Raw genomic sequence first — 23866 nt, 5'->3', positions numbered from 1 at the left:
GGTTCAGGGGCGCGGCGGCAGCGGAGTCATGTCTTCATCCACGTGGGAGCGGTTGCGAGGTGCATTCGCCGCCTCATAAAGGTCCAAATTACGGAAGTCTTCAACGAAGTCTTCGTCGGACTTGTACTTTCCGCGCATGTAGTCATCGTGGATTCGGCGGTATTCCTCACCCTTGATGTGTCCCATGTCCCAGTTTTGTTTGTCGCCGGGTTTCCAGGTTTCGAGCTTGTATACCTCGGTCTCGCCTGTGCGGGTGTTGAGGGTTTCGCGTATGTCGCTGCCGTTTGTTTTGGTTCCGTCGGGTGCTCGGAGCCAGGTTTGGTCGGGTCGTTCGGTTTTGGGCAGGTCGCGGAGGACGCCGGACTCGATGAGGTTGTTGATATCCGTGTGGGTAGTGTCCCACACGGTTTTGATGTCTTCGGGTTTATGACTCGGTCTGTTCTCGGCGTATTTGCGGAGGTCACCGTTGGCGTCGTAGCCGTAACTGTTGGGTGTGCCCTTCTTAGGCATCCCGTCCGGGTGCAGCGCGTAGTTTTCGGCGCGCCATACTCCGTCGGCGTCCTGGCGCATGGTCCACCCGCGTTTGCCTGCGGCGTCGGTGAGGACCAGTGGTTCGCCGGTGCGGTGATCGACAGGGACACCCTCCTTGTTGTTGGGTGCGTTGTCGAAGGCAGTGCGTACGTCGTCGGCGGTGTACTTGGTGCCGCCACTTTCGCCTGGGTGGAAGTAATTGTCGAGGTCGATGTCGAGTTCTCCGCGCGGGTGCGGTCCGCCGTCGAGGTCTGCTGCCTTGCCTGGCACACCGTCGCCAACGGACGGTGCATCCGCGCGCGCCGCACCTGAGGTGGTGGGGGTGTCCACATCGCCAGCCCTCGGGGCGTCGACTTCGCCGACCTTCGGCGTGTCCACTGTCTTGTCTGCGTCAGCGCCGGCCTTCTCGGTTGGCGAGGCCGGGTGGTGGTCGGGGCGTTCGGCGGGGGCCGCAGCCTCTGCGGCGCGGCGGTCTGCTCCCGGGGTGGTCGTGAAAGCGGGATTGTCCGGCTTCGGGGTGGTGGGTGCGTCGGGGGTGTCGATGCGGGGTGTGTCGACGGACGGGTTCTGTGTGTCCGCAGCGCGGGGCGGTGTCCCTGGGGTGTTGTTAGGTGTCTCGGCTCGGGGGGCGGTAGTTGCGGGTGCCTCGACGCGAGGTGCGGGCGTTGGACTGGCGGGGGCTTCCGCTCGTGGGACGGCAACGGAGGGTGCGGGAGCTTCGGCGCGTGGCGTGGGTTTTCCTGCGGCGGGTGCCGCTTCAGGAGCGTCGACGCCGATGTCGGCGGCGCGGGCTGCGTTGAAGCCTTGGAAGCGTTCTGTGAGGTTTGGTAGGGCGCGGCTGACTGCTCCCATGGCGGCGGCGCGGGTTGCGGTGCTCGCGGTGGAGCGGGCGTTGTCGACGTGCTCGAGGGCGTGGGCTGCTGTGGAGCCGAGGTGCCCTGCGCGAGTGACCTTGGCGACCCAGCCGGGGCCAGGGATGAACCATGAGCCGACACCGACAACCGCGTGTCCGAGGGAGGTGGCGACCCCGTCCTCGGTCCACTCATTGGCGTTGGTCCCCGTCAGGAAGGTGGTCCAGTTGTGGATGACGGTGCGGTCGGCCTTTTCCTGTCCGACCAGTCCCTTCGCTGTCTCCCAGAGCCCGGAAGCTGCCTCGCCCGGGTGGGCAACGGTCTGCGGGACGCTCTTGAGGGAATCCCACACGCTTCCCCCGACGGCGGACCCGAACTTTCCTGCCTGGTCGTTCGCCTTCTGCCCGAAGGAGCGGGTATCGGGCAGTTCCCCGTCTTCACGGAACTTGACGAACTCCCCGTTCGCGCTCCGCCCGTACACCCCGTCGGGGCGGACCTGAATCTCCACCTGCCCGTCGGGGGTGTTCATCACGCCTTCAAGCTGACCACCAACGCCTTGGACTCGGGAGATGAGGTTGTTATCGCGATCCAGAACGGCGATAACCTTCACGCCCGTGTCGAGCACGGTGGTGGTCTCGGTCCGCTCACCTGTGAACGGGTTTACCTCGTGACTGGTCTCAGTCTTGCCGTCGTTGAACGTGGTGATGTCATCGTGGGGACGGCCATCGGGACCTGTTCCAGTGACGATGGAGGAGACAGTGTTGTCGGGGTTTCGCACCGACAGCCCGACGCGTCCGTCGTCGCGGACCCCGAAGTTGCCCACCGACGTGGTTCCGTTCGGATTTTGCCCGACGATCTGCCCTTTGGAGTTGTCGGGAGCCGCGTTGGAGGTGACGATAGGTGCGCTGCCGTACACCGGGGACTCGCCGTACCGGGCGGTGTAAACGTCGCCGAGCGAGCCCTGGCGTTCTGCATACGATGCGGTGCCGTCACTGTTGTCGGACCAGATCTTCCATCCGCCTTGCCCGTCTTTGACCGAACGGATCTTCGTCGACGAACCATCAGGGCGGGTGACCACAGAGTCAACAGTCTGACCGCCCGTGCCGGGGACGATGGTGTGCTGCGCGGACTCGCCACCCGGCAAGCCTTGGGTCCATGAATCACCGTCGTCACGTCCTGCCGTGTCTACCGCACCGACCGACGACTCGGCAGGAGCAACAGCAGGTGCGGAAGGAGCCGCAGGCTGCTGCGCCGGGGCCTGCTGAGCAGGAGCCTGCTGCGCGGGCTCCTGACGATACTGCGGATTCGAATACTTCGGATCAGGAGCATAACTCTGAGCGGGTGTACTCGCCCCCGCCGCAGGCTCCTCCACTCGCGACCCGTCGGGGTAATGCACCGAATGACTACCGTCAGGGTTCGCCGTGAATGTAGTCACCCCACCGTTGCCGTCGGGGACGCTCCGCATCGACGAAGTAGTCCCGTCAGCGTTCTTCACCGTCGTATCGACAGAGCCACCCTCAATCTCAGTTGACGTTGCGACCGATCCGTCAGGATTCGTCGTCGTCTTCTGATCACCAGGAGCATCCGCCACCAGCGGATACAGCGCTCCCTTGTTCGGTGCGATGTGTTGGGTGATCGTCGACGTCTGGTCGTCGACCTTGTCGATGGAGTACCAGGTGGGTTGATCGCGTCCGAGTGCGTCTTTCGCCCACGGCGTTTTGATGGTGCGGACGATCTGTCCGGTTCCGCTGTTGACCAACACGACGGAGCCGTCGCCGCGTTCGACGAGCTCCTCACCCGGGGCGGTGGGGACGTTGGTGGTGAAGTTTCCGGGGCTGTCGGGGGTGGCGAGGATGTACCAGGCTTTGGGTTCTCCGCCTTCGAGGTCTGGGAGGGTGAAGGTGACGTATCCGCCGTTGTCGGCGTGGACGTCCACGTCGGAGGTGGTGACTTGCACTTCGCCGGTGTTGGCGACTGCCTGGCCTGCTTCGAGGTTCTTCAATGTGAGTGCATCGAGGGCGGAGGTGAGTGATTCCTTCGCGCCTTCGTGGGCGAGTTCGCCGGGCTTGGTCGCCCACTCCACCAGCCCGTAGACCCAGCCGACGAAGGGCACCGCGGCGGGCGCGTGGGTGGCTGCCGAGCCGGCTGCGGCGATCGGGTCGGCCAGGATCTGCTCGGGCGTCGCAGACGCTACAGCGCGACCAGCACCCGCAACGGGGCTGGTGACATTCGAGAGCAGCCCCGTCCACGCGCGGACGGGGTCACCACCGACACCGATCAGAGCGGCATTGCCGGCGATGGTGTTGCCGAACCGGTCGACGGCGCCGCCGACGAACCGTCCCGGAACCGAGACCACCTGACCGACCGCATTCTGCGCGATCGACTGCGCCTTCGACTCCTCACCCGACCATCTACGCCCGGCCGCCTTCTTGCGCGGCTGCTCGCGCAGCAGGGTGTTCGGGGAGGCGAGCATCATCATCGCCGTCGGAACACCAGTGGGGTCGAGTCCGAGGATGTTCGTAGCCTGCCCGTCCCGCACGAGCTTCTGTGCCTGCTCGCTCGTCGGATCGGTGAGGAGCTGGTCGCCGACCTTGATCCCGTCCGGGGTCACCTGCGGCGCGAGTTGCTGCCCGCGCGCGGTGATCTGCTGCGGAACCGAGGTGACCGCGCCAGCTACGGCACCCAGCCCGTCGGCGGTCGCCTTCGCGGCGCGTCCCGGCGCCCCGGCCACGCCACCGGCAGCGGAGGCCGCACGCGACGCAGTCGACCGCACACCCTGCGCCACAACACCACCCGCCACCGCTCCGCCAGGCAGCGTGGAGAAGTAGTCGTTGACCGGCACCATCGCCTCGGTGCCCGCGGTGATCGCCGCTGCCGCCTCCTGCCCGGCCACCGCGACCCGCTCGTGCACCACACCCGCAGCGCGGACGAGCTCATCCCACTCGCTGCGCAACCCGCTGTACTCAGTGAACGGGACGTTGACCTTGATCCACACCTTCTGCATGTGCTCGAACACCGCCCGCGCCCGCGCTTCGAGAGGCTTCAAAGCGGCTTGCGAGGCGTCGAGTTCGCGGGCGAGTTCCTTGATCCCCGAACCGACTCGGGAGTACGACTCCACCGCCGCGCCGAGCTGCATCGCCAACTCGCCGGGGACTCGGCCGCGGAAGAACTCGCCCTCCACACCCACGAACTCGGGCACCTCGAGTCCACGAACCCGAGCATGCGCCGACTCCGCCGCCTCCGCGAACCCGAGATACAGACGGGCGTGATCGAGTACCTCGTCGACGCTCACCCCCGGCAGCGTGAACACGGCCTCCGGGAACCCACCGACGATCAGATCACCGAGTAGCTCCAGCTCCCCGACGATGCCGTCGCCGGGATTGATATCGAGACTCATCGCGAGGGGGCCTCTCTAGAGAGAACGTGTAGTGAGCAGGTCGGCGTTACGCGGGGAGGCGGATGCCGTAGCCGCGCAGAAGGTCGTTTTCCAGCTGCGGCAGTCTGTTCCGGTCGTAGGTGCTCGCGCCGACGTAGATGACCAAAGTCTTCCCGTTCGCTTGCGCGAGCGTGTAGCGGCCGCTGACGAAGTACTCACGCTCTGTCGCAGTGGCTGCGTGACGCACGGTCACCGCCTCGGTGGGCAGGCCGCAGGGCCCGGCGACTGATCGCCGGGAGAGCACCTGCCTGTGAGCAGTCTCCGCATCAGCAAATTGGGCGGACGTGGTGATCGTGTTGCTGTTGAGGACACCGATCCACGCGTCGAGGGCGTCCTGCCCGGACGCGTCCTCGAGGCGCCCCAGCGCGAGGCGCGACGCACCGCGAGGGGCGGCGACCTCGTGCCACCCAGCTGCGGCAGGAATCTCCACTCGGACTATGCCTTCCGCGCCCAGCGTCAGTGCCGGTTGAGGTACGGCACGGCAGCCGGCCGTGGTCGGCACGGCTTCCGCGGGCGCGACGACAGCACCAGCGATCGCGATACTGGTCAGCGCCGCTACCGATAGCCGCTTGGCAAGGGTGAAAATGGAGGACATCAGCTCAGTGATCCTTCGATAGACAACGACAGGACGCGGCCGCACACACATGGCGCGGCCTTCAGGACTATGACGAGCTCGTGAGGACAGTCAGTTGCGCGACAGCGCGGAGCGCACCTGCGACCGCATGTCACGAACCTGCTCGGTGTTCGTGCCGAGCGCGGTCTTCATCTGCCCGAGGATCTCGCTCACCGACGCCGCGGCGTTGTTCCACTTGGTCTGCACGCCGCGGTAGAGCACCTGCTCATCCGCGTTCCACTGCGACTCCACCGACGCCACGTACCCCTGCAACTGCTCCAGGTTCGCTTCCAACGCCGCGACGATCGACGCCAGATCATCACCGGCGGTCTCCGCGCCACCCTCGTCGTACGCATACATCTCAGACATGATCATCTCCTCATCGGAAGGCTCAGACGCAGCTCACGGAAGTCCGTGGCTGCAGATCAAAAGTCGGGCTCGAAAGCCCGAAAGGGTCAGCGGAACTTCGCCTGATCCCAGGCCATGCCCCGAGCCGCCTGCTCGAGGTTCGCCGCCTGCTGCTGCTCACCGGAGGTGTACAGCTGCCCGGCCTGCCCCACCGACTCACGGATCGTCGTCAACGCCGCATTGAGCTCCTTGAACGAAGCATCCCACCGCGTCGTCAACTGATCCCACGCGATGAACGACTGCCCCTTCCACGACGCCGGCAACGCCTCCACCGCGGAGACGAACCGCTTGCCCTGAGCGTTCAACGCCCCAGACACCTGCTCGATGTTGGTCGCGTGCGTGGTCACCGCATGATTGGCGACTGAGAAACGAGTACCCATGGCCGTCGTGCCCCTCCGGGAATCTTCCGGGGCAAGACACCCCAGGTTGAATTTGCGCAGGACACTACAAGCGGTTACGACCGTTCGCAACAGTTACCGCAACCAACGTACCCTTCGTCACATCAAGTAGCGAGGGCCGGATCCGCGCGATAAGGTCGCCGCGATCCATATGAAAATCTCAGGTTTGCTGGAGCGGCGCTCCAGCGGACCCAGAACCAGCGGGGAGCACGCCGTGGCGAAACATGCGGTACGTCACAACCGATCTCGAGGTACGTCCGCGCTCCTCTCGCGAGTGCGTGCCGCCGCGGTCGGCTCCGTGGCGGTGTGCACAGTCGCCGCGTGCTCGACCTCCTCAGCACCCTCTCAGACGGTGGAAGCGGGCGCGCAGCCCTCTCAGGTCAGTGCCCAGGGTTCATTTCCCTACGCCGTGCCACCCGCTCCCGGGGTTCCGGGGCTCCCCGTGGTCACAGCCGCACCGAACGGTCCCGGCGGGCCGGGCGGACCCGCGAAGCCGGCCGCACCGGCCGCCGAGCCTCCCGGGGCCGGCCAGCCCGCTCTGCCGCAGGGTCGATCGGTGACGAACGCCTTCGTCTCGAAGATCACTGGCGCCCAGTCGTATTCTCACACCGACAAGAACTGGGGAGTCGCCGGCGCGGCCTGGGCCGTGCCGTTCGCGGACTCGCGGGGACGAACCCTCGTCGCCTTCGGCGACACGTTCGGCGGCCCGCGCGCGACCGGGGAGCAGGCCACGACTCCGCCGCTGGTTGACGGTAGCGGATTGAACGTGCCGATCATTCCCTCGGCGGTCAAGATCCCCGTGCCCGACATCCCGTTGATCAACATTCGCGCCGGCGGCCAGCAGGGTTCCGGATCCGGCAGCGGCGGCTCGGGCAGCTCCTCGGAAGGTTCCGGCGGCGGCACCGGGCAGCAGAGCCCCGGCGTCGGTTGGACGGGGACCACGGGACCGACGGGATTCGACTGGAGGTCCAATTCGCTCGCAGTGGCCGACGTCTCCAATCCCTCGGCGGGAATGAAGATCACCTCGTTCATCACGGACCGGCCGGGCCACGCCAAGGAGATTCTGCAGAGCGCGAAGGCGAAGGGTGCCGAAGAGACCGTCATCCCGACCTCCGGGTTCGCGATCGGCGACCGCACCTTCCTGACCTACACCTCCATTCGGACCTGGGGCCCTTCGTCCGGGCAGTGGGTGTCGAACTACTCGGGCATCGCCTACTCGGACGACGGTGGCTCCACGTGGTTCAAGGCCCCGAAGGCCGTCTGGCGCAACTCCGAGCGGAACACGGCCTTCCAGATGACCTCCGCCGTCGTCGTCGGCGACGAGGTCTACCTGTACGGGAGCCCGCCCGGCCGCATCGGCGGCGTGTTCGTGTCGAAGACCAAGACCAAGGACGTCCTCGACTCGTCGAAGTACAAGGTGTGGAACGGCGGCGAGTTCTCCGCCGCGGAGAAGACCGCCCCGTCCCCCCTCGCCTGGGGTGCGCTCGGCGACTTCAACGTCGCATATCATCCCGGCGTTCAGCGGTTCGTGATGGTCAATACGGACATGGTGCGCAACGCCATCGTGATGCGTCAGTCCGCGTCGGCGCTCGGCCCGTGGTCGGACCCCGAGATCATCGCCTCGGGCACCGACTACCCCAGCCTCTACGCACCGCGAGTCCTCCCCGGTTCCTCGGGCAACGATCTGTACTTCGTCGTGTCTCAGTTCAATTCGTACAACACGTACCTGATGCACACGAACGTCACCAAGCAGAATCCCAAGCCGCCGGCGCAGTTGGCCCCGGTCACCCTGCCCGGTGGAGCGCAGGTCCCGTCGATCCCGGTCCCGGACGTGGGCCAGAGTCCGCTCCCGAACGCGCCCTTCCTCCCGCCCGGGCCGGCACAAGGGGCGCCCACCGGGCCGACCAGCCAGCTACCTCCCACCACCGGCAAGCCCGCACCCTCGTCGTCCACCGCGACGTCGCGGGCCGCGTCCTGACCGTTCCTGCTCCGCATCACGCCATCTCGACCGGAAGGGCCGAAGCCGATGACCTCCTCGTTCTCCCAGTTCCCGCTCGACGACCTGCTCGACGCGAGCAGCAGCCTGCGGGTGGTATCCGCGTCGCTGTCGGCCCCGGCACGCCCCGCCGTCGCCGGCGCAGGAGCGGAAGCAGGTGCGGCGGTCAACGCAGCCATGGCCGGTCATGCCGAGGTCGGCGGGGTCTTCACCCAGCAGCTGATCGCGAATATCGCCGAGTTCGGCCGCGCCGCCGACGGTATCGCCGCGCGGGCATCGGCGTCCGACATCGCCGGCAAGGCCCTGTTCAACCGCGTGCAGGCGTGACCGGACACGCGTCGAACGGCGCACACCGCACCTCCGCCCGGTCGGGGACGTTCCGTGGCTGAATTCGTCCGGGTCACCGTTGTCGGCCCGGAGGACAACGCCGCCGACGTCACCGCGCCGCTCGGACGCCCCGTCGCCGAGGTCGTCGACCAGGTCGCCGCCGTTCTCGGTCTCGATCCGTCCGACGAGACGGGATGGCAATTCGCGTCGGTGGCGGCCGGTCCCCTCGCCGCGCACGGAAAGCTCAGCGACTACGGCGTCGTGGACGGGGACCTGCTCTACATCGTGCCCGCCGCGAGCGAGGTCGCCGCACCGGAGATCTTCTCCGCGATCGACGTGGTCGCCGACTACGTCGAGGACGACCGCCGGATGTGGACCGGCAACGCCCGGCATTCCGTCGTCGTCGGCTACGCGGGAATGCTGGTCGTCGTCGCGGCCGTCGCCTTCGCCGTCACCGGGGGCCTCGTCGCCGGCGCATGCGCCGCCGCGATGGGCGCGTTCATCCTCGCCACCTACGCAGCTCCGGAGCCGGCCCGTCACCTCGTCTGGATCACTCCGATCTGCTTCGCCGCCGCCTCGGCGGCGGTGTTCCACGCGTCCCCGTGGCCACAGGTCGTCCTCGCCACCGTCGGCGGCGGACTGTGCGGAATCGCCATCACGACCTTCGTCCTGTCACCGGCCCGGTGGGCGATCGTCGCCTCGTCGTCGATCGCCGGCGGAACCGCGATCGCCGCTGTGATCGCGATCCGATTGGGAGTCAACGCCACCGCGCTCGCGGCATGGATCTCTCCGGTGCTCGTCATCGGCCTCGCCTGCGCCGGACGGCTCTCGGTGGCCTGGTCGGGACTGGGCGGCGTCGTGGCCCGCACCGAGGAGGAGTCTCCCGCCGCCTCGTACGAGGCCGGACGTGAGCGCCCCGGTCGCCCCGAGATCGTGCGGCGGGCGGTCATCGCCACCGACCTCCTCGACGGGATCGTGTGGGCGTGCTGCGCGAGCGCCGTGGGAGCGGTTCTCGTGCTCGCGATCACGGGCGTCTGGGAGCAGGCGGCGTTCGGCGCCTACATCGGACTGGCCTTCCTCCTGCGGAGTCGAAGCTTCTCGGAGGTCCGGCACGTCGCGCCGATCATCGGCGTCGCAGTGACGAGTGCGTTCATCGTGCCGGTCGCCCTGATCGACCAGCGCATCGGGGAGTCGGCACCGTTCATCACCGCGGCCGCGACCATGGTCATCGCCCTGCTCCTCGGCGTGATCATCCTGTTCCTCGGCTATTTCGAGCTCCCCACCGTCACCGGCGCACGGCTGGCTCAGCTCTGGAACATCGTCGATGCGCTCGTCCTACTGGGGCTGATTCCCATGCTGTTCTGGGCTCAGGGCATTTACCAGTACATACTTGGTACCGACCTGGGGCGCTGATTGTGACTTCGCACCCATCCAGCCGGCGATCCACACTCCCGCCAGCACCGCCGCCGCGGCGATCGCCGCGATCGCGACGGACCACAGCACGAGCATCACGACCGAAGCCGTCGACCGCGGGGGAAGTTTGCCGTTCAGGACCGCGGCAGTGGTCAGTTTCGTACGGAGCGAATGCGCCTGCAGAATCCGCTGTCGTTCCGACCGTTCCCAGTGCACCCGCTGCGCCCGCTGACGCGAACCCGCTACCTGATCGTCGACCTGCATTCCACAACGGTATCGCGTGCACGACCCCGAGAGGCCACTCCGTGACGAAATCGACAGCCCGAGCGCCGCAGCATCATTCGGCACGCTTCACCGGTGCCGTCCGCGGCGTCGCCATCGCGGTCGCGCTGACCGTCGTCCTGTCCGGATGTTCCGCGCGCCTGACGCGAACACCCGACGCCCCCGCTTCCTCGGCCTCCAGCGCGCCGTCGGCACCGCGTGCGGCGGCAGCGATGGCCAAGTGGGCTGCCATTCACAGTGGCCCCTATCTCACTCCGACGACGGCGCTGGAGTCCTACTCCTGGGCGGCCCTGGTGATGGGGAAGAACGCACCGCGCTGCCAACTCGGTTGGGCCACACTGGCGGCCATCGGGCGCATCACCTCCGATCACGGGACGTCCCGGAGTCACAGCCTCGGGGACGACGCCGTCGTCCGGCCCTCCTTCCGCGAGGCGCAGAAGCCGGCGGCGAAGGACACGGACGGCGGATTCTACGACGGCGACGCTTCCGCGGACCTTCTCATGGGCCCACTTCTGTTCGCCCCCACCGTGTGGGAGCAATGGGCCATCACCGCGAGCTCCGACACGAGCACGCCGCCCAACCCCGACAATCTCGACGATGCCGCCTTGACCCTCGGACGCCTGCTCTGCGGCGCCGGCGCCGACATGTCGACCCCCGAGGGCTGGCAGAAGGCCGTCGCCTCGTACAACCCCGACCCCAGGTTCATCGAGGCGGTCAACTTCCAAGCGAAGTCGTTCACCGACTGAAGCGCCACTACGTCAGAAACGAAGATCCATGTCGGTCACAATCTTCCGCCGGCCCGCCCGCGGGCGTGGCCCCGAGCTGAACGTCGCTCCCCTCGACATCCCCGCCGTCCCCGCCACCGCCCGTGGCGCGGGCGGAATATCGACCGTCGTCCGCGCGGTGCTCCCGCTCGGCGCGGCGATCGGCGCCGGGGCGATGCTGTTCTCCGGCAACAACCCGATCCGGATGCTCGCCGGCGTCGCCATCATCGCCTCCATGGTGCTCGCCGCGATCGCCAGCGTGATCTTCGCCCGCACGGGTAGCCGTCGGGAAGCACGTGAGGCCCGCCTCGGGTACGTCGACTACATCGGACGACTCCGTGTGGGTATCGACCAGGACATCCTCGACTACCGTGCCGCGATGGCGTGGCGCCACCCGGCGCCCGAAGCCCTACCGCAGATCGCGGTCAACCGCCTCCGACTGTTCGAACGACGCCGCGGCGACATCGACTTCCTCGTGGTCCGCATCGGTGAGGGCATCGGCCCGATAGCGCGTTCCGTCACCCTTCCCGGCGCCTCCGGCTCCGCCGCGCCACCCGATCCGGTCGCCGCGGCGCATGCCGACAGGCTCCTGCAACGCGCGGAGTCGGTCATCGGAGTACCGGTCGCCGTCCGGCTCCGCGGCACGGTCTCGGTGCTGGGCGAGGGGCATGAGACCGGACGGACGATCACGGCCCTCGTGCTCGGCGCCGCCGCTCTTCACGCTCCCGCCGATCTTCAGATCATGCTGTGCACCACGCCCGATGACATCGGCACACCGCCCGACCCCGTCACCGGAGCAGGCCGATTCGACTGGATGAAGTGGCTCCCGCACACGGCCGACCCGGGGCGCTTCGACGGCCCCTTCCCCGCCCGCCGCATCACCACGGATCCGGACGAGATGCGGACGCGGCTCGTCGAACTCATCTCCGCGCGCATCACCGCTCTCAGCGACCGGGGCCACCGGTCGCGTTCGGAGTCCGCATGGGACGGCCCGACCCTCGTGGTCATCATGACCGAAGCGGCCCGCATCGGCAGTGGCCTAGGGGCGGGCACCGATCCGGCCGACCTGCTACCTCCGGGAGTCTCTCCCGAACAACTCGGGATCTGCTTCGTGACCGAGACACTGCGCCGCGTCGATGAGCCGGGACACGTCGATACCCGCGTACGCGTCTCCCCGACGGGCGAGGTGGATGTGACCGACCTGACGGGCGTCCTGACCAGGCTTCTCGGCGGCGACGACTCCGACGCTGACGGTGAGCCGGACACCACCGACGGCGCTACCGCCGTGCGGAGCTCGCGATCCGCCTACGACGGTGACGACGGCAGGATCTCCGCGGCATCGATCAACGGGATCGACCTCGACAGTGGACCGGGATGGGTGAAGCGTCTCATCCTGGGGACGGACCGCGGGACCGTCGACGCCTGGACCCTCGAGCTGGCCACCGTCTGCGCCAGGCGGCTCGCGCCCCTGCGCCTCGTCGCGGACCCGATCCCGTCGAGTGCCCTCGAAGCCACCTTCGATCTTCCGTCCCTGCACGACATCGGGGATCCCGCAGACCTCGACCCGGCGGCACTGTGGAGCACGCCGAGGCCGCTCGGCGATCACCTCAACGTTCCGATCGGCGCGGATGCGGCCGGCGCGCCGGTCCGCCTCGACATCAAGGAGTCCGGCCAAAACGGGATGGGGCCGCACGGCCTCTGCGTCGGCGCCACGGGATCCGGCAAGTCCGAACTCCTTCGAACGCTTCTCACCTCCATGGCCATCGCGCACCCGCCGGATCTTCTGTCGTTCGTCCTCGTCGACTACAAGGGCGGGGCCGCGTTCGCCGGCTTCGAGCGCCTTCCCCACACCAGCGCCTCGGTCGACAACCTGGCCGACGATCTCGGGCTGGTCGATCGCCTGCACGACGCCCTTCTCGGTGAGCTCCAGCGGCGTCAGCGCGTCCTCGCCGATGCCGGCAACCTGCCGAACGTCACCGAATACCAACGCCTACGGCGGATCCGGCTCGCCGATCCCACTGCGGAGCAGCTGCCGCCCCTCCCCGCGCTGTTCGTCGTCATCGACGAGTTCGGTGAGATCCTCTCGGCCAAGCCCGACTTCATCGATCTCTTCGTACAGATCGGGCGGATCGGCCGCTCGATCGGCGTCCACCTCCTCCTGTCCACTCAGCGTCTCGAGGAGGGCCGGCTCCGCGGTCTCGAATCACATCTCTCGTACCGGATCGGGCTGCGGACGTTCACCGCACAGGAATCCCGGACGGCGCTCGGTGTGTCCGATGCGCACACCCTGCCCGCCGTGCCGGGCTCGGCGATCCTCAAGGTCGACCCCGACGTCTTCACGAGGTTCAAGGCCGCGTTCGTCTCCGGCCCGTACCGGCCCAGCGTCGAGCGCGTGCAGAGCGAGGCCGCGCCGGAGGTGTCGCGGTTCGAGTTCTCGCCCGTCGCGGAGAATCCCGGCCGCCATTCCGCAGCACCCACGATCGCCCCGACCGACACGACGACGCTCGACGTCATCCTCGACGCGCTCGATGCGCCCGCCCTCCAGTCCCGCCGCATCTGGCTGCCCCCGCTCCCGGCGACCCTGCCCCTCGACCAGATCGGCTCGGACTCGACCCACTCCGTGGACGGCCTCGCAATCGCGATCGGCCTCGCCGACGAGCCCAAACGGCAACGTCAGTCACCGCTCACCGTCGACTTCCGAGGAACGTCGGGCAACGTCTACATCTCGGGCGCCCCGCAGACCGGCAAGACGACCACGCTGCGGACCATCGTCGCCGCCGGCGCGATCAGCCACCCGCCGGCGAGGCTCGGGTTCCACGTCATCGACGCGAACGGAACGGCGCTCGCGGACCTCGAGCGGCTCCCCAACACCGGGAGTGTCGCGACGCGCTACGACGGCGACCTCGCACGCCGGATCGTGGCCGATCTCCACGGCAGTCTGGATTCCCGCGAGCAGTTCTTCGCGTCGCGCCGAATCCAGGGTATCGCCGACCTCCGGGCGCGCATCGCAAACGGCGAGCAGTTCCCCGAGATCGTGACGGCCGACATCGTCCTCGCGATCGACGGCTGGGCCTCCCTCAAGGAGAACCACGAGGACCTCGTCGACGTGGTCCAGGACATCGGCAACCGCGGTCTCGCGCTCGGTATCCATGTCGTCATCGTCGGTGGGCGATGGGCCGATCTCCGGATGTCGATGCAGGCAGTGATCGGCACCAAGATCGAGCATCGCCTCAACGATCCACTCGATTCGACGATCGGCCGCGCACAGAACACGCTGATCCGCGCCGATCAGCCCGGCCGTGTCATCACGACGGAACCCCTCGGCGCGCAGGCCCAGATCGCCCTCCCCCACCTCTCGTCCGACTCGGGCTTCGACGAGGTCGTCGAAGTGGCGCGGCACCGTGCCGCGGGGCAGGCCATGCCGCCGGTTCCCACCCTCCCCGACGCGCTCGCCTATCGAGGCTTCCGCTCCGGATTTCCCGAGCGCGAGCCGCTCCTCGTCGGCATCAACGAGACCGACCTCGCCCCGCTCGTCCTCGATCCGACGACGACCGACCAGCACCTGCTCGTCATCGGCGAATCCCGTTCGGGGAAAACGAACCTCCTCCGCGTGATCGTCGAGGAACTCGTCTCGACCCACACCGACGAGCAACTCGTCATCGGCCTCTTCGATCCCCGGCGAACACTGCAGGGCTTCGTCCCGGACGACTACCTGGGCGGATACGCGGGCTCGCCGTCCGCGGCCGGGGCCCTTGCGGCGGGGATCGCAGAAGAACTGCAGCGGCGCCTCCCGCCGGAGGACCTGCAACAACAGGCGGCGCCGTTCACCGGACCGCACATCTACCTCATCGTGGACGACTACGACCTGCTCGCGTCCGGCACCTCGAACAATCCTTTGGCCCCGCTGATCCCGTATCTCCCCTACGCGGCCGACATCGGACTGCACCTGGTGGTCGCCCGCCGGTCGGCGGGCATCAGCCGCGCGCTCTATGACAGCGTCGTCGGCGGGATCCGCGAGCACAACGCCACGATGGTGCTGTTCTCCGGCGACCGCCAGGAAGGCAGCCTGGCGCCCGGCGTCCACCTCACCCATCAGCCGGTCGGCCGCGTGCGCATCATCCGTCCCCATTCCGCACCCGTACACGCCCAGACCCTGCTCCTCGAGTCCGACTGACCGGTCCCCCACTCATCGCTGCCGCGCCGAGGCGTCGGACACCATCTCCGGGCACGCCCGCCCGGCCCGCAGCTCGTAGTGCCACACTTCGTTCGCGTACGTGCGGCACAACCCGAACCGCTCCGAGTAGCGGTCCATCCAGTACGCGGCCTCCGTCGGCCCCACGTCCACCGCATCGCCCGTTACGTGCTCCGAGGTCGACGGAGTCGCGACCAACCGCGCCGCCTCCTCCGCCCCGTCCCGCCGCACAGCATCGTCGTAGAGGAACTGCTGGTATCGCTTGGACCGCCACCCCGACGTCAGGTGCATCGCGACGCCCTCCCGGGCCGCGGCGCGTGCAGCCGACCGGATCGCCGTGCGCAGCTTCGGATCGAGCCTTGTCACCGCCGGCACATCCGCATCGACCGCCACCCGGTCCAGCACCACGCCGTCCGCCTCCCCCAACTGCCCGACGGTGCCCGTCTCCACCCCTCCCGGTATCCCCGGGAGCGTCTCCGAACACGCCGCGATCACCGCCGCCACAGCGACGAGGACGACCAGCGCGGCAGCCGATTTCGTGAGTACATGAGCCATGTCCTCACGATGGGCCGCTCACGTCCCGGTACCGTCGCCGACGGTCCGCGATCCCGTCCCGGTTGTGTTTCAAACGCCACATCGCCGGCGACCTGTGAGTAGTCTCACCGGTCGCCGCGCTGCGACGGTCCCGAGGCGGACGTAGCGTTTCGCCATGGCAGAGAGCACATTGACTGTTGTCGTTCCCGCCTACAACGAGGACGAGGTCATCGAGGAATGCCTCGAGCGACTGCTCGCCGAAGGCTCCGAGATCGACGAGATCATCGTGGTCGACAACAACTCGACAGACCGCACCGTCGCCCTGGTGGAGGCCACCGCCGCGGCGAACCCCGTCGTGAAGTTGATCCGCGAGACCCGGCAGGGCCTGGTGTGGGCCCGCAACGCGGGGCTCGACGCCGCCACGTCGTCGGTGATCGCCCGGATCGACGCGGACACCGTCGTCGCTCCGGGGTGGGCACGGCGCCTTCGCACGTTCTTCGACACCGACGACGGCCGCGGCTTCGACGTCGTCTCCACCCTCGGGGAGTTCCGCGGGCTCCCCGGCCGGCGGTTCCAATCCGCCCTGAACAAGTGGAACGACCCGTTCGGGCGCAACGAGAAACGCGCGCAGCGGGTGAGCTACTGCTTCGGCCCGAGCATGGCCTTCCGCGCCGAGACGTGGCGCCGGATACGGCCGCACGTCGCGATGCGCAGAGACGTCTTCGAGGACGTCGACATCGCCCTCTGCGTCCAGGACTCGGGCGGGGAGTGCGCGCTGATCCGGGACGTCGTGGTGGAGGTCTCGCCCCGCCGCTTCTACACCGGTGTCGGCAGTTACGCGACGTACGCCGCGTACCTGCCCCGCACGTTCTGGATCCACGGCCGGCGGGGAACGGCCACCTGGCTGACGGTCGCGCTCCCGCTGACCGTCGGCTTCCACGCGGCGCGGCTCGCCGTCCTGCGCGGCACCGGCGACGGCGGCTTCGCGCTGCGGAACGTCTTCCGAAGCACCGGGGCGGAGCGCGAGCGACCGTGAAGCGACCACCCCCGGCGATCCTGGGCGGGCTCCTCCCGGTCATCGCCTACTTCAGCGCCACCCGCCTGGGTGGCCTCTCGCAGCTGACCGGCGTCGTGCTCGGCATCGTCACGGGGCTGGTGATCGTGACCTGGCGGATGCTCGTCACGCGCCAGGTCGGGCAGCTGGAGCTGTTCACGACCGCCATCCTCGCGGTGGCCCTCATACCGTCGCTCGTCACCGGTGAGCCGCGGATCGCCCTTGCGGCACAGTCCATCGACGGCTTCTTCGCGGCGGCGTACTTCCTCGTCTCGGCGTTCACCCGCAGACCGCTCGTGGCGAGCATCCTCGGGCCGATGTACGTGAAGGCGCTCAAGGTCGAACCGACGGCGTGGGACCGCTGCCTGGACGAGTCTCCACGGTTCCGCAGCCGGATCCGGTGGATGAGCGTGGTCTGCGCCGTCACCGCGGTCACCGGATCGTCGGCCGGCCTGTACCTCGCGCTGCACTACCCGATCGACACCGTGGTCCTCGTCGGGCCGGTGATCGGCTTCGTCCTCGTCCCGCTGGCCCTGCTCGTCATCAAGCTGGCGGACCGGCCCCTGCGCGCGGAACTCCGTCGTCCGGTGGATCCTCGCCCGGCCTGAGGCCGGGCGCGGTCACCAGCGCAGCGTGAGCTCGCCCCCGTCGGGGAGCGCCGCCCAGCGCGGGGCGAAGTCGTCGTAGCGGGCGAAGATCCGCTCGCACAGGGCGGGATCGATGTCCGCGTCCTCGAGGACGCCGGGCCACGCGGGCTCCGGCTTCCGGTGCCCGCGCTCCACCTCCCAGAGCGCCGCGGTCAGCGACGCGAGGTACTCCGAGCGCGCCATGTCCGCGGACTGCGCGGCCGTCGGCTGCCGCTTGCGGCGGGACGCCTTGCGACGCTCCCCCGGGTCGGCGGGCCAGAACAGCCCGTCGAGGCCGTTCGCGTCGGCGATCCGCCCGAACACCCCGCCGCGCAGGCCCGCCTCGGCCTCGACGATGAGGTGCGCCGCGTCGTGCGGCACCGGCGGCCGACCGCCCGGACCGCCGCGGGGCGCCAGCTCCGGGCCCTTCGCGCGCGTGATCCGCACGTCGTACCCGTTCCGGCGCTTGACGAACGTGACCTCCATGCCTCCAGGGTGCGTCGCACGCCGGGCCGCCGCAACCGGTTTTCGACGGGCTGCGGGCCGCGGCCGCGCGCAATACAGTGGCGGCATGTCGATGCGCGCCCGCCCGTCCCTGTCCCTGCTCGGCGCGGCGGTCCTCGCCACGACGGCCGTGGTCGGCGCCGCGCCGGCGCACGCGGCCCCGGCCGCGCCCAGCTACGTCGCGCTCGGCGATTCCTACTCCTCCCTCCCCGCCGACGCCACCGTCGGCGCCTCGCAGCAGGAGCGCGCCTGCGGGCGGTCCACGCACAACTACCCGAAGCTGGTGGCCGCGTCGCTGGGCCTCGCTCCGGACGCACTGCGGGACAACACCTGCGGCGGTGCCAAGACGCGGGACGCCTTCGCGAGCCAGCACGCCGGCTCCGCGAAGACCGGCTACTACGACGCCGCGCCGCAGCTCGACGGGATCACCCCCGCCACGAGGCTCGTCACCGTCTCCCTCGGCGGCAACGACGGCGACCTCTACTCGAGCATCATCGAATCCTGCGCGGTGGCGCCGCGATCGGCCGCGGTTCGCTGCACCGCCGATCAGCGCACCCGCCCGGCCCGCCTGTCCGACGGTGCCGTCGCCTCCCGTCTGGCGAAGATCACCGCGGCGAACGAGCGCATCATCCGCGCCGTCCGCGAGCGCTCGCCGCAGGCGCGGATCCTCGTGGTCGGCTACCCCGCCGTGTTCGCCGGCGACCGGACCTGCGCCACGATCGCACCCTTCCGCTCCGCCTCGATCCCGTGGATGCGCAGCATCCTCACCGAGCGGCTCAACGGCGCCGTCCGGCGGGCCGCCGTGAACGCCCGCGCCGAGTACGTCGACATGGAGGCACCGTCGAAGGGCCACGAGCTGTGCAGCGCGCGACCGTGGATCAACGGCGTCGACGAGGTCCCTCGCGCCGCCGCGCTGCACCCCTTCCCCGAGGAGGGCGAGGCGGTCGCCACCGCGGTCACCGCCGCCGTGCGGGCGTCAGGCCCCCGCCTGTAGCCGCCGCCGCGGCGGCCTCGAGAACGGCGATGGCCCCCTCCACGTGGAGGGGGCCATCGCCGGGTGCCGGACTAACGGCCGATCAGCTTGAGCGCCTTGATCGCCGACGGAACGACGTTGAGGAAGACGTTGCGCGGCACGCCCTTGATGCCGCCGATGCCGATGATCCGCTGCTGCGCGATGGTCTTCGACTCGCAGTACTTGAGCAGGCCCTCGGTGCCGTGGCGGCGGCCGACGCCCGAGATGCCCATGCCGCCCATCGGCGCGGCGGTGGAGCCCCACGCGGCGGCGTAGCCCTCGTTGATGTTGACGGTGCCGGCGTTGATCCGCTCGGCGATCTCCTGGGCCTGCTTGGACGATCCGGCGAAAACGCTGGCGTTGAGGCCGTACTCGGTGTCGTTGGCCTTCTCGACGGCCTCGTCGATGGAGTCGACGGGGTAGATCGAGACCAGCGGGCCGAAGGTCTCCGACTTGAAGCAGACGGCCTCCTCCGGCACGTCCTTGAGCACGGTCGGCTCGTAGAAGAACGGGCCGAGGTCGGGGCGGGCCTTGCCGCCGGCGAGCACCGTCGCGCCCTTGGCGACCGCGTCGTCCACGTGCGCGGCGACGGTGTCGATCTGCGACTTCGACGCGAGCGAGCCCATCTCGTTCTCGAAGTCGTAGCCGGCGCCCAGCGCGAGCGCGGCGGTGCGCTCGGCGAAGGCGCGGGCGAACTCGTCGGCGATCTCCCGCTCGACGTAGATCCGCTCGATCGAGATGCACAGCTGCCCCGAGTTCGAGAACGCGGCGCGGGCGGCACCGTCGGCCGTGTGCGCGATGTCGGCGTCCTTGGTGACCACCATGGGATTCTTGCCGCCCAGCTCGGCGGAGAAGCCGATGAGGCGCTTGCCGCACTGCTCGGCGAGCGTGGCGCCGGTGGCGGAGGAGCCGGTGAACATGAGGTAGTCGGCGCGCTCGACGATCGCGGTGCCCACGACGCCGCCGGGGCCGGGGACCACGGCGAACAGGTCGCGGGGCAGGCCGGCCTGGTACAGCAGCTCGACGGCCGCGAGGGCGCAGTACGGGGTCTGCGAGTCGGGCTTGAGCACGACGGCGTTGCCGGCGGCCAGCGCGGCGACACCGTCGGAGACCGCGAGGGTGATCGGGTAGTTCCACGGCGCGATCACGCCGACCACGCCCTTGGGCTGGTAGCGCACGCGGGTCTTGGTGAACACCGGCAGCATGCCGTCGGTGCTCTTCTCCGCCAGGATCTTCGGCGCGTTCTTGCCGTACCAGCGGGCCGTCATCGCGACGTCCAGCGACTCCTCCTGCGCGTACTGTCGAGCCTTGCCGGTCTCCAGCTGCACCATGTCCATGAGCTCGGCGCGGTGCTCGTTCACCAGGTCGGCGAACTTCAGCAGCACGGCCGCGCGATCCTTCGCGCTGCGGGCCGCCCACTGCTTCTGTGCGAGGCGGGCCCGCTCGAAGGCCTTCTCCACATCCTCGACCGTGCCCACCGGGATCGTGGTGACCTTCGCGCCGGAGAACGCCTCGAGGACGTCGCGCGACTCGCGCTGCTCCGGGTGGTCGATCGCCGCGAGGGCGCGAAGACGGTCGAACGTGGCCTGGGTAGGTGCTGGCATGCCGCCAGATTACCCGCTTGTTGATGCTCACTCAATAGCGTGGTTGGTTCACGATGTGGGGTTCTGCGCAGTCGGACGTGCTCCACGACGTGTCCACCGCACAAGATTGCGAAATCGTGAGCGCCGTTATGATCGCGGCATGAGCGACGTGCAGTTCACCCCCACCGCGGACCTGGTCGACGAGATCGGCCCCGACGTGCGCAGCTGCGACACGCAGTTCCGCCAGTTCGGCGGCCGCAAGCAGTTCGCCGGCGAGGTCGTCACCGTCAGGTGCTTCCAGGACAACGCGCTGCTCAAGTCGATCCTGGGCGAGCCCGGTGAGGGCCGCGTGCTGGTCATCGACGGCTCCGACGAGAACGGCGTCCCGTCGCTGCACACCGCGCTGGTCGGCGACCTCATCGCCGAGCTCGGCCGCGGCAACGGCTGGGCCGGCATCGTGGCCTACGGCGCGGTCCGCGACGCCGCCGTGATCGGCACGCTGGACATCGGCGTCAAGGCGCTCGGCACCAACCCGCGCAAGTCCACCAAGACCGCCGAGGGGCAGCGCGACATCCCGCTCACCTTCGGCGGCGTGACGTTCACCCCGGGCGATGTGCTCTTCAGCGACGACGACGGAATCGTGCTCCGCTAGCGATCATGTGGAGCACGCGCGAGGTCGCTGAGCTGGCGGGGACCAGCCTGCGCACCGTGCGGCACTACCACGACGTCGGGCTGCTGGACGAGCCCGCACGACGGTCCAACGGCTACAAGACCTACGGCGTCGAGCATCTCGTGCGGCTGGTGTGGATCCGCCGCATGACGGGGCTGGGTTTCAGCCTCGCGCAGATCGCCGCGATGGACACCGACGACGTGGACGACGACGCGGCCGCCGAGCTGGACGCGAAGCTGGCCGCCGACATCGAGCGGCTGCAGGCGATCCGCGAGGACCTGCGCGCGCTGCGCACGTCGACGGCGCCGTCGGACCTGCCGCCCGGGCTGTCGGCGGCCCAGCGCCTCTCCCCCGCCGACCGCAAGTTCAGCGTCGTGCTCGCCCAGCTGGTGGGCCCGGCGAGGGCCGAGGAGTACGCGCGGATGCTCACCGCGCACGGCCGCACCGTCGCGGGCGACGACTTCGACCGGCTGCCCGCCGACGCGGACGACGCGACGATCGAGGACGTGGTCGCGCGCCTCGTCCCCGACGTCCTGCGGCAGGTGACGGACTTCCCCGACCTGGGCGTCTGGTCCGACGAGGGCGGACACGATCAGCGCACCGCGCAGCGCGTCCTCCTCGCGGCGCTGACCGAGCTCTACAACCCGGCACAGTTGCAGGTCCTCGGGCGGGTCGCGGTGGCGGCCGCGGCCGCCCGCGAGGACTGACGGCTCAGCGCGCGACGCGGGCGGACCGCCCGAAGACCTCCACCACGTCACCCACCGCGAGCTGCCGGCCGCGGCGGACGTCGACCTCGCCGTTCACCGTGACCTCGCCGTCGGCGATCACCGCCTTGGCCTCGGCCCCGGAGTCGATGAGACCCGCCAGCTTGAGGAACTGCCCCAGCCGGATCACATCGTCGGAGATGGTCACGTCGATCGCCTCACTCACGCGCACCATCATGCCCGACTATCCTCGCCGGTGTGCTGCTCGATCTGGCGGGTACCCGCACCCACGTGGTGGTCGACGAACCGATCGCCCCGGCGAGCGGCCCACCCGTCGTGCTCAACTCCGGCCTGGCCGGGAACTGGTTCGACTGGGACGCCGTCACGGAACTCCTGACCGCGAGCCGCGCCATCGTCCGGCTGGACCGGCCCGGGTACGGCCTCTCCGATCCTTGGCCCGACGGTGCCGTCCCCACCCTGGACTCCGAGGTCACCCGCCTGCGCGAGCTGCTGGACGCGCTGGACATCGACTCGGCCGTGCTGGTCGGGCACTCCATGGCGAGCTTCTACGTCGAGGCCTTCCTCCGCGAATTCCCCGACCGGACAGCGGGATCCGTCCTCCTCGACGGCAGCGTCGAGACCTCACCGCGATGGGTCGTGCCGGGCGAGGTACGCGACGCCGCTCTCCTCCGGTCGGCCGATGCGGCGGCCGCGGTGCGGATGAACCTGTTCGGCCCGCTGGTCCACCGGATGCTGGGCGCGGGCGCGCCACCGCCCGAGTACGCCGAGATCCTCAGTTCCGAGGCGTACTTCCGGGCCGCCTTCCTGGAGAACGGCCGCTACCCGGTGCTGGCGCACGAGCTGGCGGATCTGCGGGAGCGGACGCCCCTCCCGGCCGGCATCCCGTGCACCGTGGCCGCGGCGTTCGCGGGCAGGCGCACTCCGTGGGCGAATCACTGGTTGGAGCAGCAACGGGAACTAGCCGACGTGCTGCACGCGCACTACGCCGTGATCGCGCCGAGCGGGCATCAGGCCATGGTCGATCAGCCCGCGCAGACGGCGGCGCTGATCCTGGACGCGACTAGCCGGCCCGGAGAACCCGCAGGTCCGACGCGGTGACGAGGCGCTCGCCGTCCTCGGCGAGCGAGCGCGCGAGTCGGCGGTTCCGCAACCGGGAGATCGCCTTCGAGCCCAGCAGGGTGGTGCGACGGTGCAGCTTCACGACGGTCTCCGGTGCGATCTTGATGCGGAACGGTTGGTTACAGATACTGTATTCCTCCCTCGGCGCGCGGTCCAGCGCTCGCACCCGAAGCGTGTCGCTCCTCACACGCGGGTTCCGGCGAGCGCCCGCGCACGCCGCGGCTACTCTATGGGTGTTCGTGCAGCAATTTGCGTACTCACACATCCGCCAAGGAGAACCGTGTCCGATCTCGACGACCTGATCAAGTCCATCCCGCTCGCGGATATCGCCGCCCAGCTCGGCGTCTCGGAGGACGTCGCCTCGGAGGCCGTCAACCAGACGGTGCCGACCCTGCTCGCCGGCCTCCAGGCGCAGGACACCACCGAGGCCCCCGCCGATCTCGCCCAGGCCGCCGACAACGGCGACGGCCAGCAGATCGTCTCCAGCCTGTTCGGCGAGAAGACCGACGACGTGGCCGCCGCGGCCGCCGCGCCGCTGTCCTCCGGCGTCACCGACGGCCTGGTCAAGCAGCTGCTCCCGATCCTCGCGCCCATCGTCATCAGCTTCGTCATGAAGAAGCTGACCAGCGGTGGCGCGGCCGCTCCGCAGCAGGAGCAGGCCCCGGCCCCGCAGCAGCAGAGCGGCGGCGACGTCCTCGGCAGCATCCTGGGCAACATGCTCGGCGGCGGCAACCAGCAGGCCGGCGGCAACGCCGCGGGCAACGTGCTCGGCAGCATCCTGGGCGGCCTGCTCAAGGGCAAGTAGCCCCTCGAACGACCGAAGGCCGG

General features: G+C 69.2%; 21 protein-coding genes. 12 read left to right on the top strand and 9 right to left on the bottom strand.

What is annotated here, in order from left to right; genetic code table 11:
• Positions 1 to 3: 3 nt before the first annotated feature.
• From BLW32_RS02210 to BLW32_RS02195, 4 genes are all read right to left on the bottom strand, one after another.
• On the bottom strand, positions 4 to 4779 hold the full coding sequence (locus BLW32_RS02210) for a GH-E family nuclease (protein ID WP_068740522.1): 4776 nt from the start codon (positions 4777 to 4779) through the stop codon (positions 4 to 6).
• 46 nt (positions 4780 to 4825) lie between these two features.
• The gene (locus tag BLW32_RS02205) at positions 4826 to 5413 is read right to left on the bottom strand and encodes a hypothetical protein (RefSeq protein WP_068740521.1); all 588 of its coding nucleotides are present in this window, start codon (positions 5411 to 5413) and stop codon (positions 4826 to 4828) included.
• 90 nt (positions 5414 to 5503) lie between these two features.
• Positions 5504 to 5800 carry a WXG100 family type VII secretion target gene (locus BLW32_RS02200; protein WP_107504231.1) on the bottom strand — a complete coding sequence of 99 codons (297 nt, stop codon included), beginning with the start codon at positions 5798 to 5800 and terminating at the stop codon, positions 5504 to 5506.
• An 86-nt stretch (positions 5801 to 5886) separates the two neighbouring features.
• A complete protein-coding gene (locus BLW32_RS02195) occupies positions 5887 to 6219 on the bottom strand; it encodes a WXG100 family type VII secretion target (protein WP_068627341.1) in 333 nt (110 codons plus the stop codon).
• Positions 6220 to 6793: 574 nt separating this feature from the next.
• On the opposite strand from BLW32_RS02195, the gene BLW32_RS02190 reads away from it, so the two are divergent.
• The 5 genes from BLW32_RS02190 to eccCb all read left to right on the top strand — a co-directional run bounded on the left by BLW32_RS02190 (position 6794) and on the right by eccCb (position 15193).
• Positions 6794 to 8215, top strand: coding sequence for a glycoside hydrolase family 183 protein (locus tag BLW32_RS02190; protein ID WP_068740519.1), 1422 nt, complete (start codon positions 6794 to 6796; stop codon positions 8213 to 8215).
• A gap of 48 nt (positions 8216 to 8263) precedes the next feature.
• Positions 8264 to 8560 carry a hypothetical protein gene (locus tag BLW32_RS02185; RefSeq protein WP_068526633.1) on the top strand — a complete coding sequence of 99 codons (297 nt, stop codon included), beginning with the start codon at positions 8264 to 8266 and terminating at the stop codon, positions 8558 to 8560.
• A 54-nt stretch (positions 8561 to 8614) separates the two neighbouring features.
• Positions 8615 to 9973, top strand: coding sequence for an EsaB/YukD family protein (locus tag BLW32_RS27355; RefSeq protein WP_068740518.1), 1359 nt, complete (start codon positions 8615 to 8617; stop codon positions 9971 to 9973).
• A 305-nt stretch (positions 9974 to 10278) separates the two neighbouring features.
• Positions 10279 to 11001, top strand: a complete 723-nt coding sequence (locus BLW32_RS26900; RefSeq protein ID WP_074850316.1) for a lysozyme family protein — start codon at positions 10279 to 10281, stop codon at positions 10999 to 11001.
• A 28-nt stretch (positions 11002 to 11029) separates the two neighbouring features.
• Complete coding sequence (gene eccCb / locus BLW32_RS02170; protein ID WP_068740516.1) at positions 11030 to 15193, top strand: type VII secretion protein EccCb; 4164 nt, start codon at positions 11030 to 11032, stop codon at positions 15191 to 15193.
• 12 nt (positions 15194 to 15205) lie between these two features.
• Here eccCb and BLW32_RS02165 read toward each other — a convergent pair whose 3' ends face one another.
• Entirely contained in the window at positions 15206 to 15766 is a 561-nt protein-coding gene (locus BLW32_RS02165; protein ID WP_068526629.1) for a M15 family metallopeptidase, read from the bottom strand.
• 154 nt (positions 15767 to 15920) lie between these two features.
• On the opposite strand from BLW32_RS02165, the gene BLW32_RS02160 reads away from it, so the two are divergent.
• Both BLW32_RS02160 and BLW32_RS02155 read left to right on the top strand, forming a co-directional pair.
• Complete coding sequence (locus tag BLW32_RS02160) at positions 15921 to 16781, top strand: glycosyltransferase family 2 protein (RefSeq protein WP_074850314.1); 861 nt, start codon at positions 15921 to 15923, stop codon at positions 16779 to 16781.
• On the top strand, positions 16778 to 17407 hold the full coding sequence (locus BLW32_RS02155; protein WP_068526627.1) for a VC0807 family protein: 630 nt from the start codon (positions 16778 to 16780) through the stop codon (positions 17405 to 17407). Before BLW32_RS02160 ends, BLW32_RS02155 begins: the two co-directional genes overlap by 4 nt.
• A 12-nt stretch (positions 17408 to 17419) precedes the next feature.
• Here the strand turns inward: BLW32_RS02155 and BLW32_RS02150 are convergent, their stop codons facing one another.
• A complete protein-coding gene (locus BLW32_RS02150) occupies positions 17420 to 17911 on the bottom strand; it encodes a hypothetical protein (protein ID WP_102100853.1) in 492 nt (163 codons plus the stop codon).
• An 85-nt stretch (positions 17912 to 17996) separates the two neighbouring features.
• On the opposite strand from BLW32_RS02150, the gene BLW32_RS02145 reads away from it, so the two are divergent.
• Complete coding sequence (locus tag BLW32_RS02145; RefSeq protein ID WP_068740514.1) at positions 17997 to 18923, top strand: SGNH/GDSL hydrolase family protein; 927 nt, start codon at positions 17997 to 17999, stop codon at positions 18921 to 18923.
• Positions 18924 to 18994: 71 nt separating this feature from the next.
• On the opposite strand, the gene BLW32_RS02140 is transcribed toward BLW32_RS02145, so the two are convergent.
• On the bottom strand, positions 18995 to 20545 hold the full coding sequence (locus tag BLW32_RS02140; protein ID WP_068740513.1) for a succinic semialdehyde dehydrogenase: 1551 nt from the start codon (positions 20543 to 20545) through the stop codon (positions 18995 to 18997).
• Positions 20546 to 20684: 139 nt separating this feature from the next.
• On the opposite strand from BLW32_RS02140, the gene rraA reads away from it, so the two are divergent.
• Positions 20685 to 21176, top strand: coding sequence for a ribonuclease E activity regulator RraA (gene rraA, locus BLW32_RS02135; protein ID WP_068740512.1), 492 nt, complete (start codon positions 20685 to 20687; stop codon positions 21174 to 21176).
• Between the two features lie 5 nt (positions 21177 to 21181).
• Positions 21182 to 21901 carry a MerR family transcriptional regulator gene (locus BLW32_RS02130; protein WP_197467580.1) on the top strand — a complete coding sequence of 240 codons (720 nt, stop codon included), beginning with the start codon at positions 21182 to 21184 and terminating at the stop codon, positions 21899 to 21901.
• Positions 21902 to 21905: 4 nt separating this feature from the next.
• On the opposite strand, the gene BLW32_RS02125 is transcribed toward BLW32_RS02130, so the two are convergent.
• The gene (locus BLW32_RS02125; protein ID WP_372456805.1) at positions 21906 to 22136 is read right to left on the bottom strand and encodes an RNA-binding S4 domain-containing protein; all 231 of its coding nucleotides are present in this window, start codon (positions 22134 to 22136) and stop codon (positions 21906 to 21908) included.
• A gap of 20 nt (positions 22137 to 22156) precedes the next feature.
• Between BLW32_RS02125 and BLW32_RS02120 the strand changes: the two genes are divergently transcribed.
• Positions 22157 to 23017, top strand: coding sequence for an alpha/beta fold hydrolase (locus BLW32_RS02120; RefSeq protein ID WP_068740510.1), 861 nt, complete (start codon positions 22157 to 22159; stop codon positions 23015 to 23017).
• On the opposite strand, the gene BLW32_RS27350 is transcribed toward BLW32_RS02120, so the two are convergent.
• Positions 22980 to 23120, bottom strand: a complete 141-nt coding sequence (locus tag BLW32_RS27350; RefSeq protein WP_156486383.1) for a hypothetical protein — start codon at positions 23118 to 23120, stop codon at positions 22980 to 22982. The two genes, BLW32_RS02120 and BLW32_RS27350, sit on opposite strands and share 38 nt — an antisense overlap.
• A gap of 198 nt (positions 23121 to 23318) precedes the next feature.
• Here BLW32_RS27350 and BLW32_RS02110 point away from each other — a divergent pair, with 198 nt between their 5' ends.
• A complete protein-coding gene (locus tag BLW32_RS02110; protein WP_068526621.1) occupies positions 23319 to 23843 on the top strand; it encodes a DUF937 domain-containing protein in 525 nt (174 codons plus the stop codon).
• Positions 23844 to 23866 lie beyond the last annotated feature (23 nt).

This window comes from Tsukamurella tyrosinosolvens, from assembly GCF_900104775.1.
GTDB lineage: Bacteria > Actinomycetota > Actinomycetes > Mycobacteriales > Mycobacteriaceae > Tsukamurella > Tsukamurella tyrosinosolvens.
The sequence above is the reverse complement of the archived record's forward strand: the minus strand, read 5'-3'. Positions and strand labels throughout refer to the sequence as shown.

Excerpts from the sequence above, each read along its gene's own strand:
- BLW32_RS02210 (WP_068740522.1), bottom strand. The coding sequence starts at position 4,779 with ATGAGTCTCGATATCAATCCCGGCGACGGCATCGTCGGGGAGCTGGAG.
- BLW32_RS02205 (WP_068740521.1), bottom strand. The coding sequence starts at position 5,413 with ATGTCCTCCATTTTCACCCTTGCCAAGCGGCTATCGGTAGCGGCGCTG.
- BLW32_RS02200 (WP_107504231.1), bottom strand. The coding sequence starts at position 5,800 with ATGTCTGAGATGTATGCGTACGACGAGGGTGGCGCGGAGACCGCCGGT.
- BLW32_RS02195 (WP_068627341.1), bottom strand. The coding sequence starts at position 6,219 with ATGGGTACTCGTTTCTCAGTCGCCAATCATGCGGTGACCACGCACGCG.
- BLW32_RS02185 (WP_068526633.1), top strand. The coding sequence starts at position 8,264 with ATGACCTCCTCGTTCTCCCAGTTCCCGCTCGACGACCTGCTCGACGCG.
- eccCb (WP_068740516.1), top strand. The coding sequence starts at position 11,030 with ATGTCGGTCACAATCTTCCGCCGGCCCGCCCGCGGGCGTGGCCCCGAG.
- BLW32_RS02165 (WP_068526629.1), bottom strand. The coding sequence starts at position 15,766 with ATGGCTCATGTACTCACGAAATCGGCTGCCGCGCTGGTCGTCCTCGTC.
- BLW32_RS02160 (WP_074850314.1), top strand. The coding sequence starts at position 15,921 with ATGGCAGAGAGCACATTGACTGTTGTCGTTCCCGCCTACAACGAGGAC.
- BLW32_RS02150 (WP_102100853.1), bottom strand. The coding sequence starts at position 17,911 with ATGGAGGTCACGTTCGTCAAGCGCCGGAACGGGTACGACGTGCGGATC.
- BLW32_RS02145 (WP_068740514.1), top strand. The coding sequence starts at position 17,997 with ATGTCGATGCGCGCCCGCCCGTCCCTGTCCCTGCTCGGCGCGGCGGTC.
- BLW32_RS02140 (WP_068740513.1), bottom strand. The coding sequence starts at position 20,545 with ATGCCAGCACCTACCCAGGCCACGTTCGACCGTCTTCGCGCCCTCGCG.
- rraA (WP_068740512.1), top strand. The coding sequence starts at position 20,685 with ATGAGCGACGTGCAGTTCACCCCCACCGCGGACCTGGTCGACGAGATC.
- BLW32_RS02130 (WP_197467580.1), top strand. The coding sequence starts at position 21,182 with ATGTGGAGCACGCGCGAGGTCGCTGAGCTGGCGGGGACCAGCCTGCGC.
- BLW32_RS02125 (WP_372456805.1), bottom strand. The coding sequence starts at position 22,136 with ATGATGGTGCGCGTGAGTGAGGCGATCGACGTGACCATCTCCGACGAT.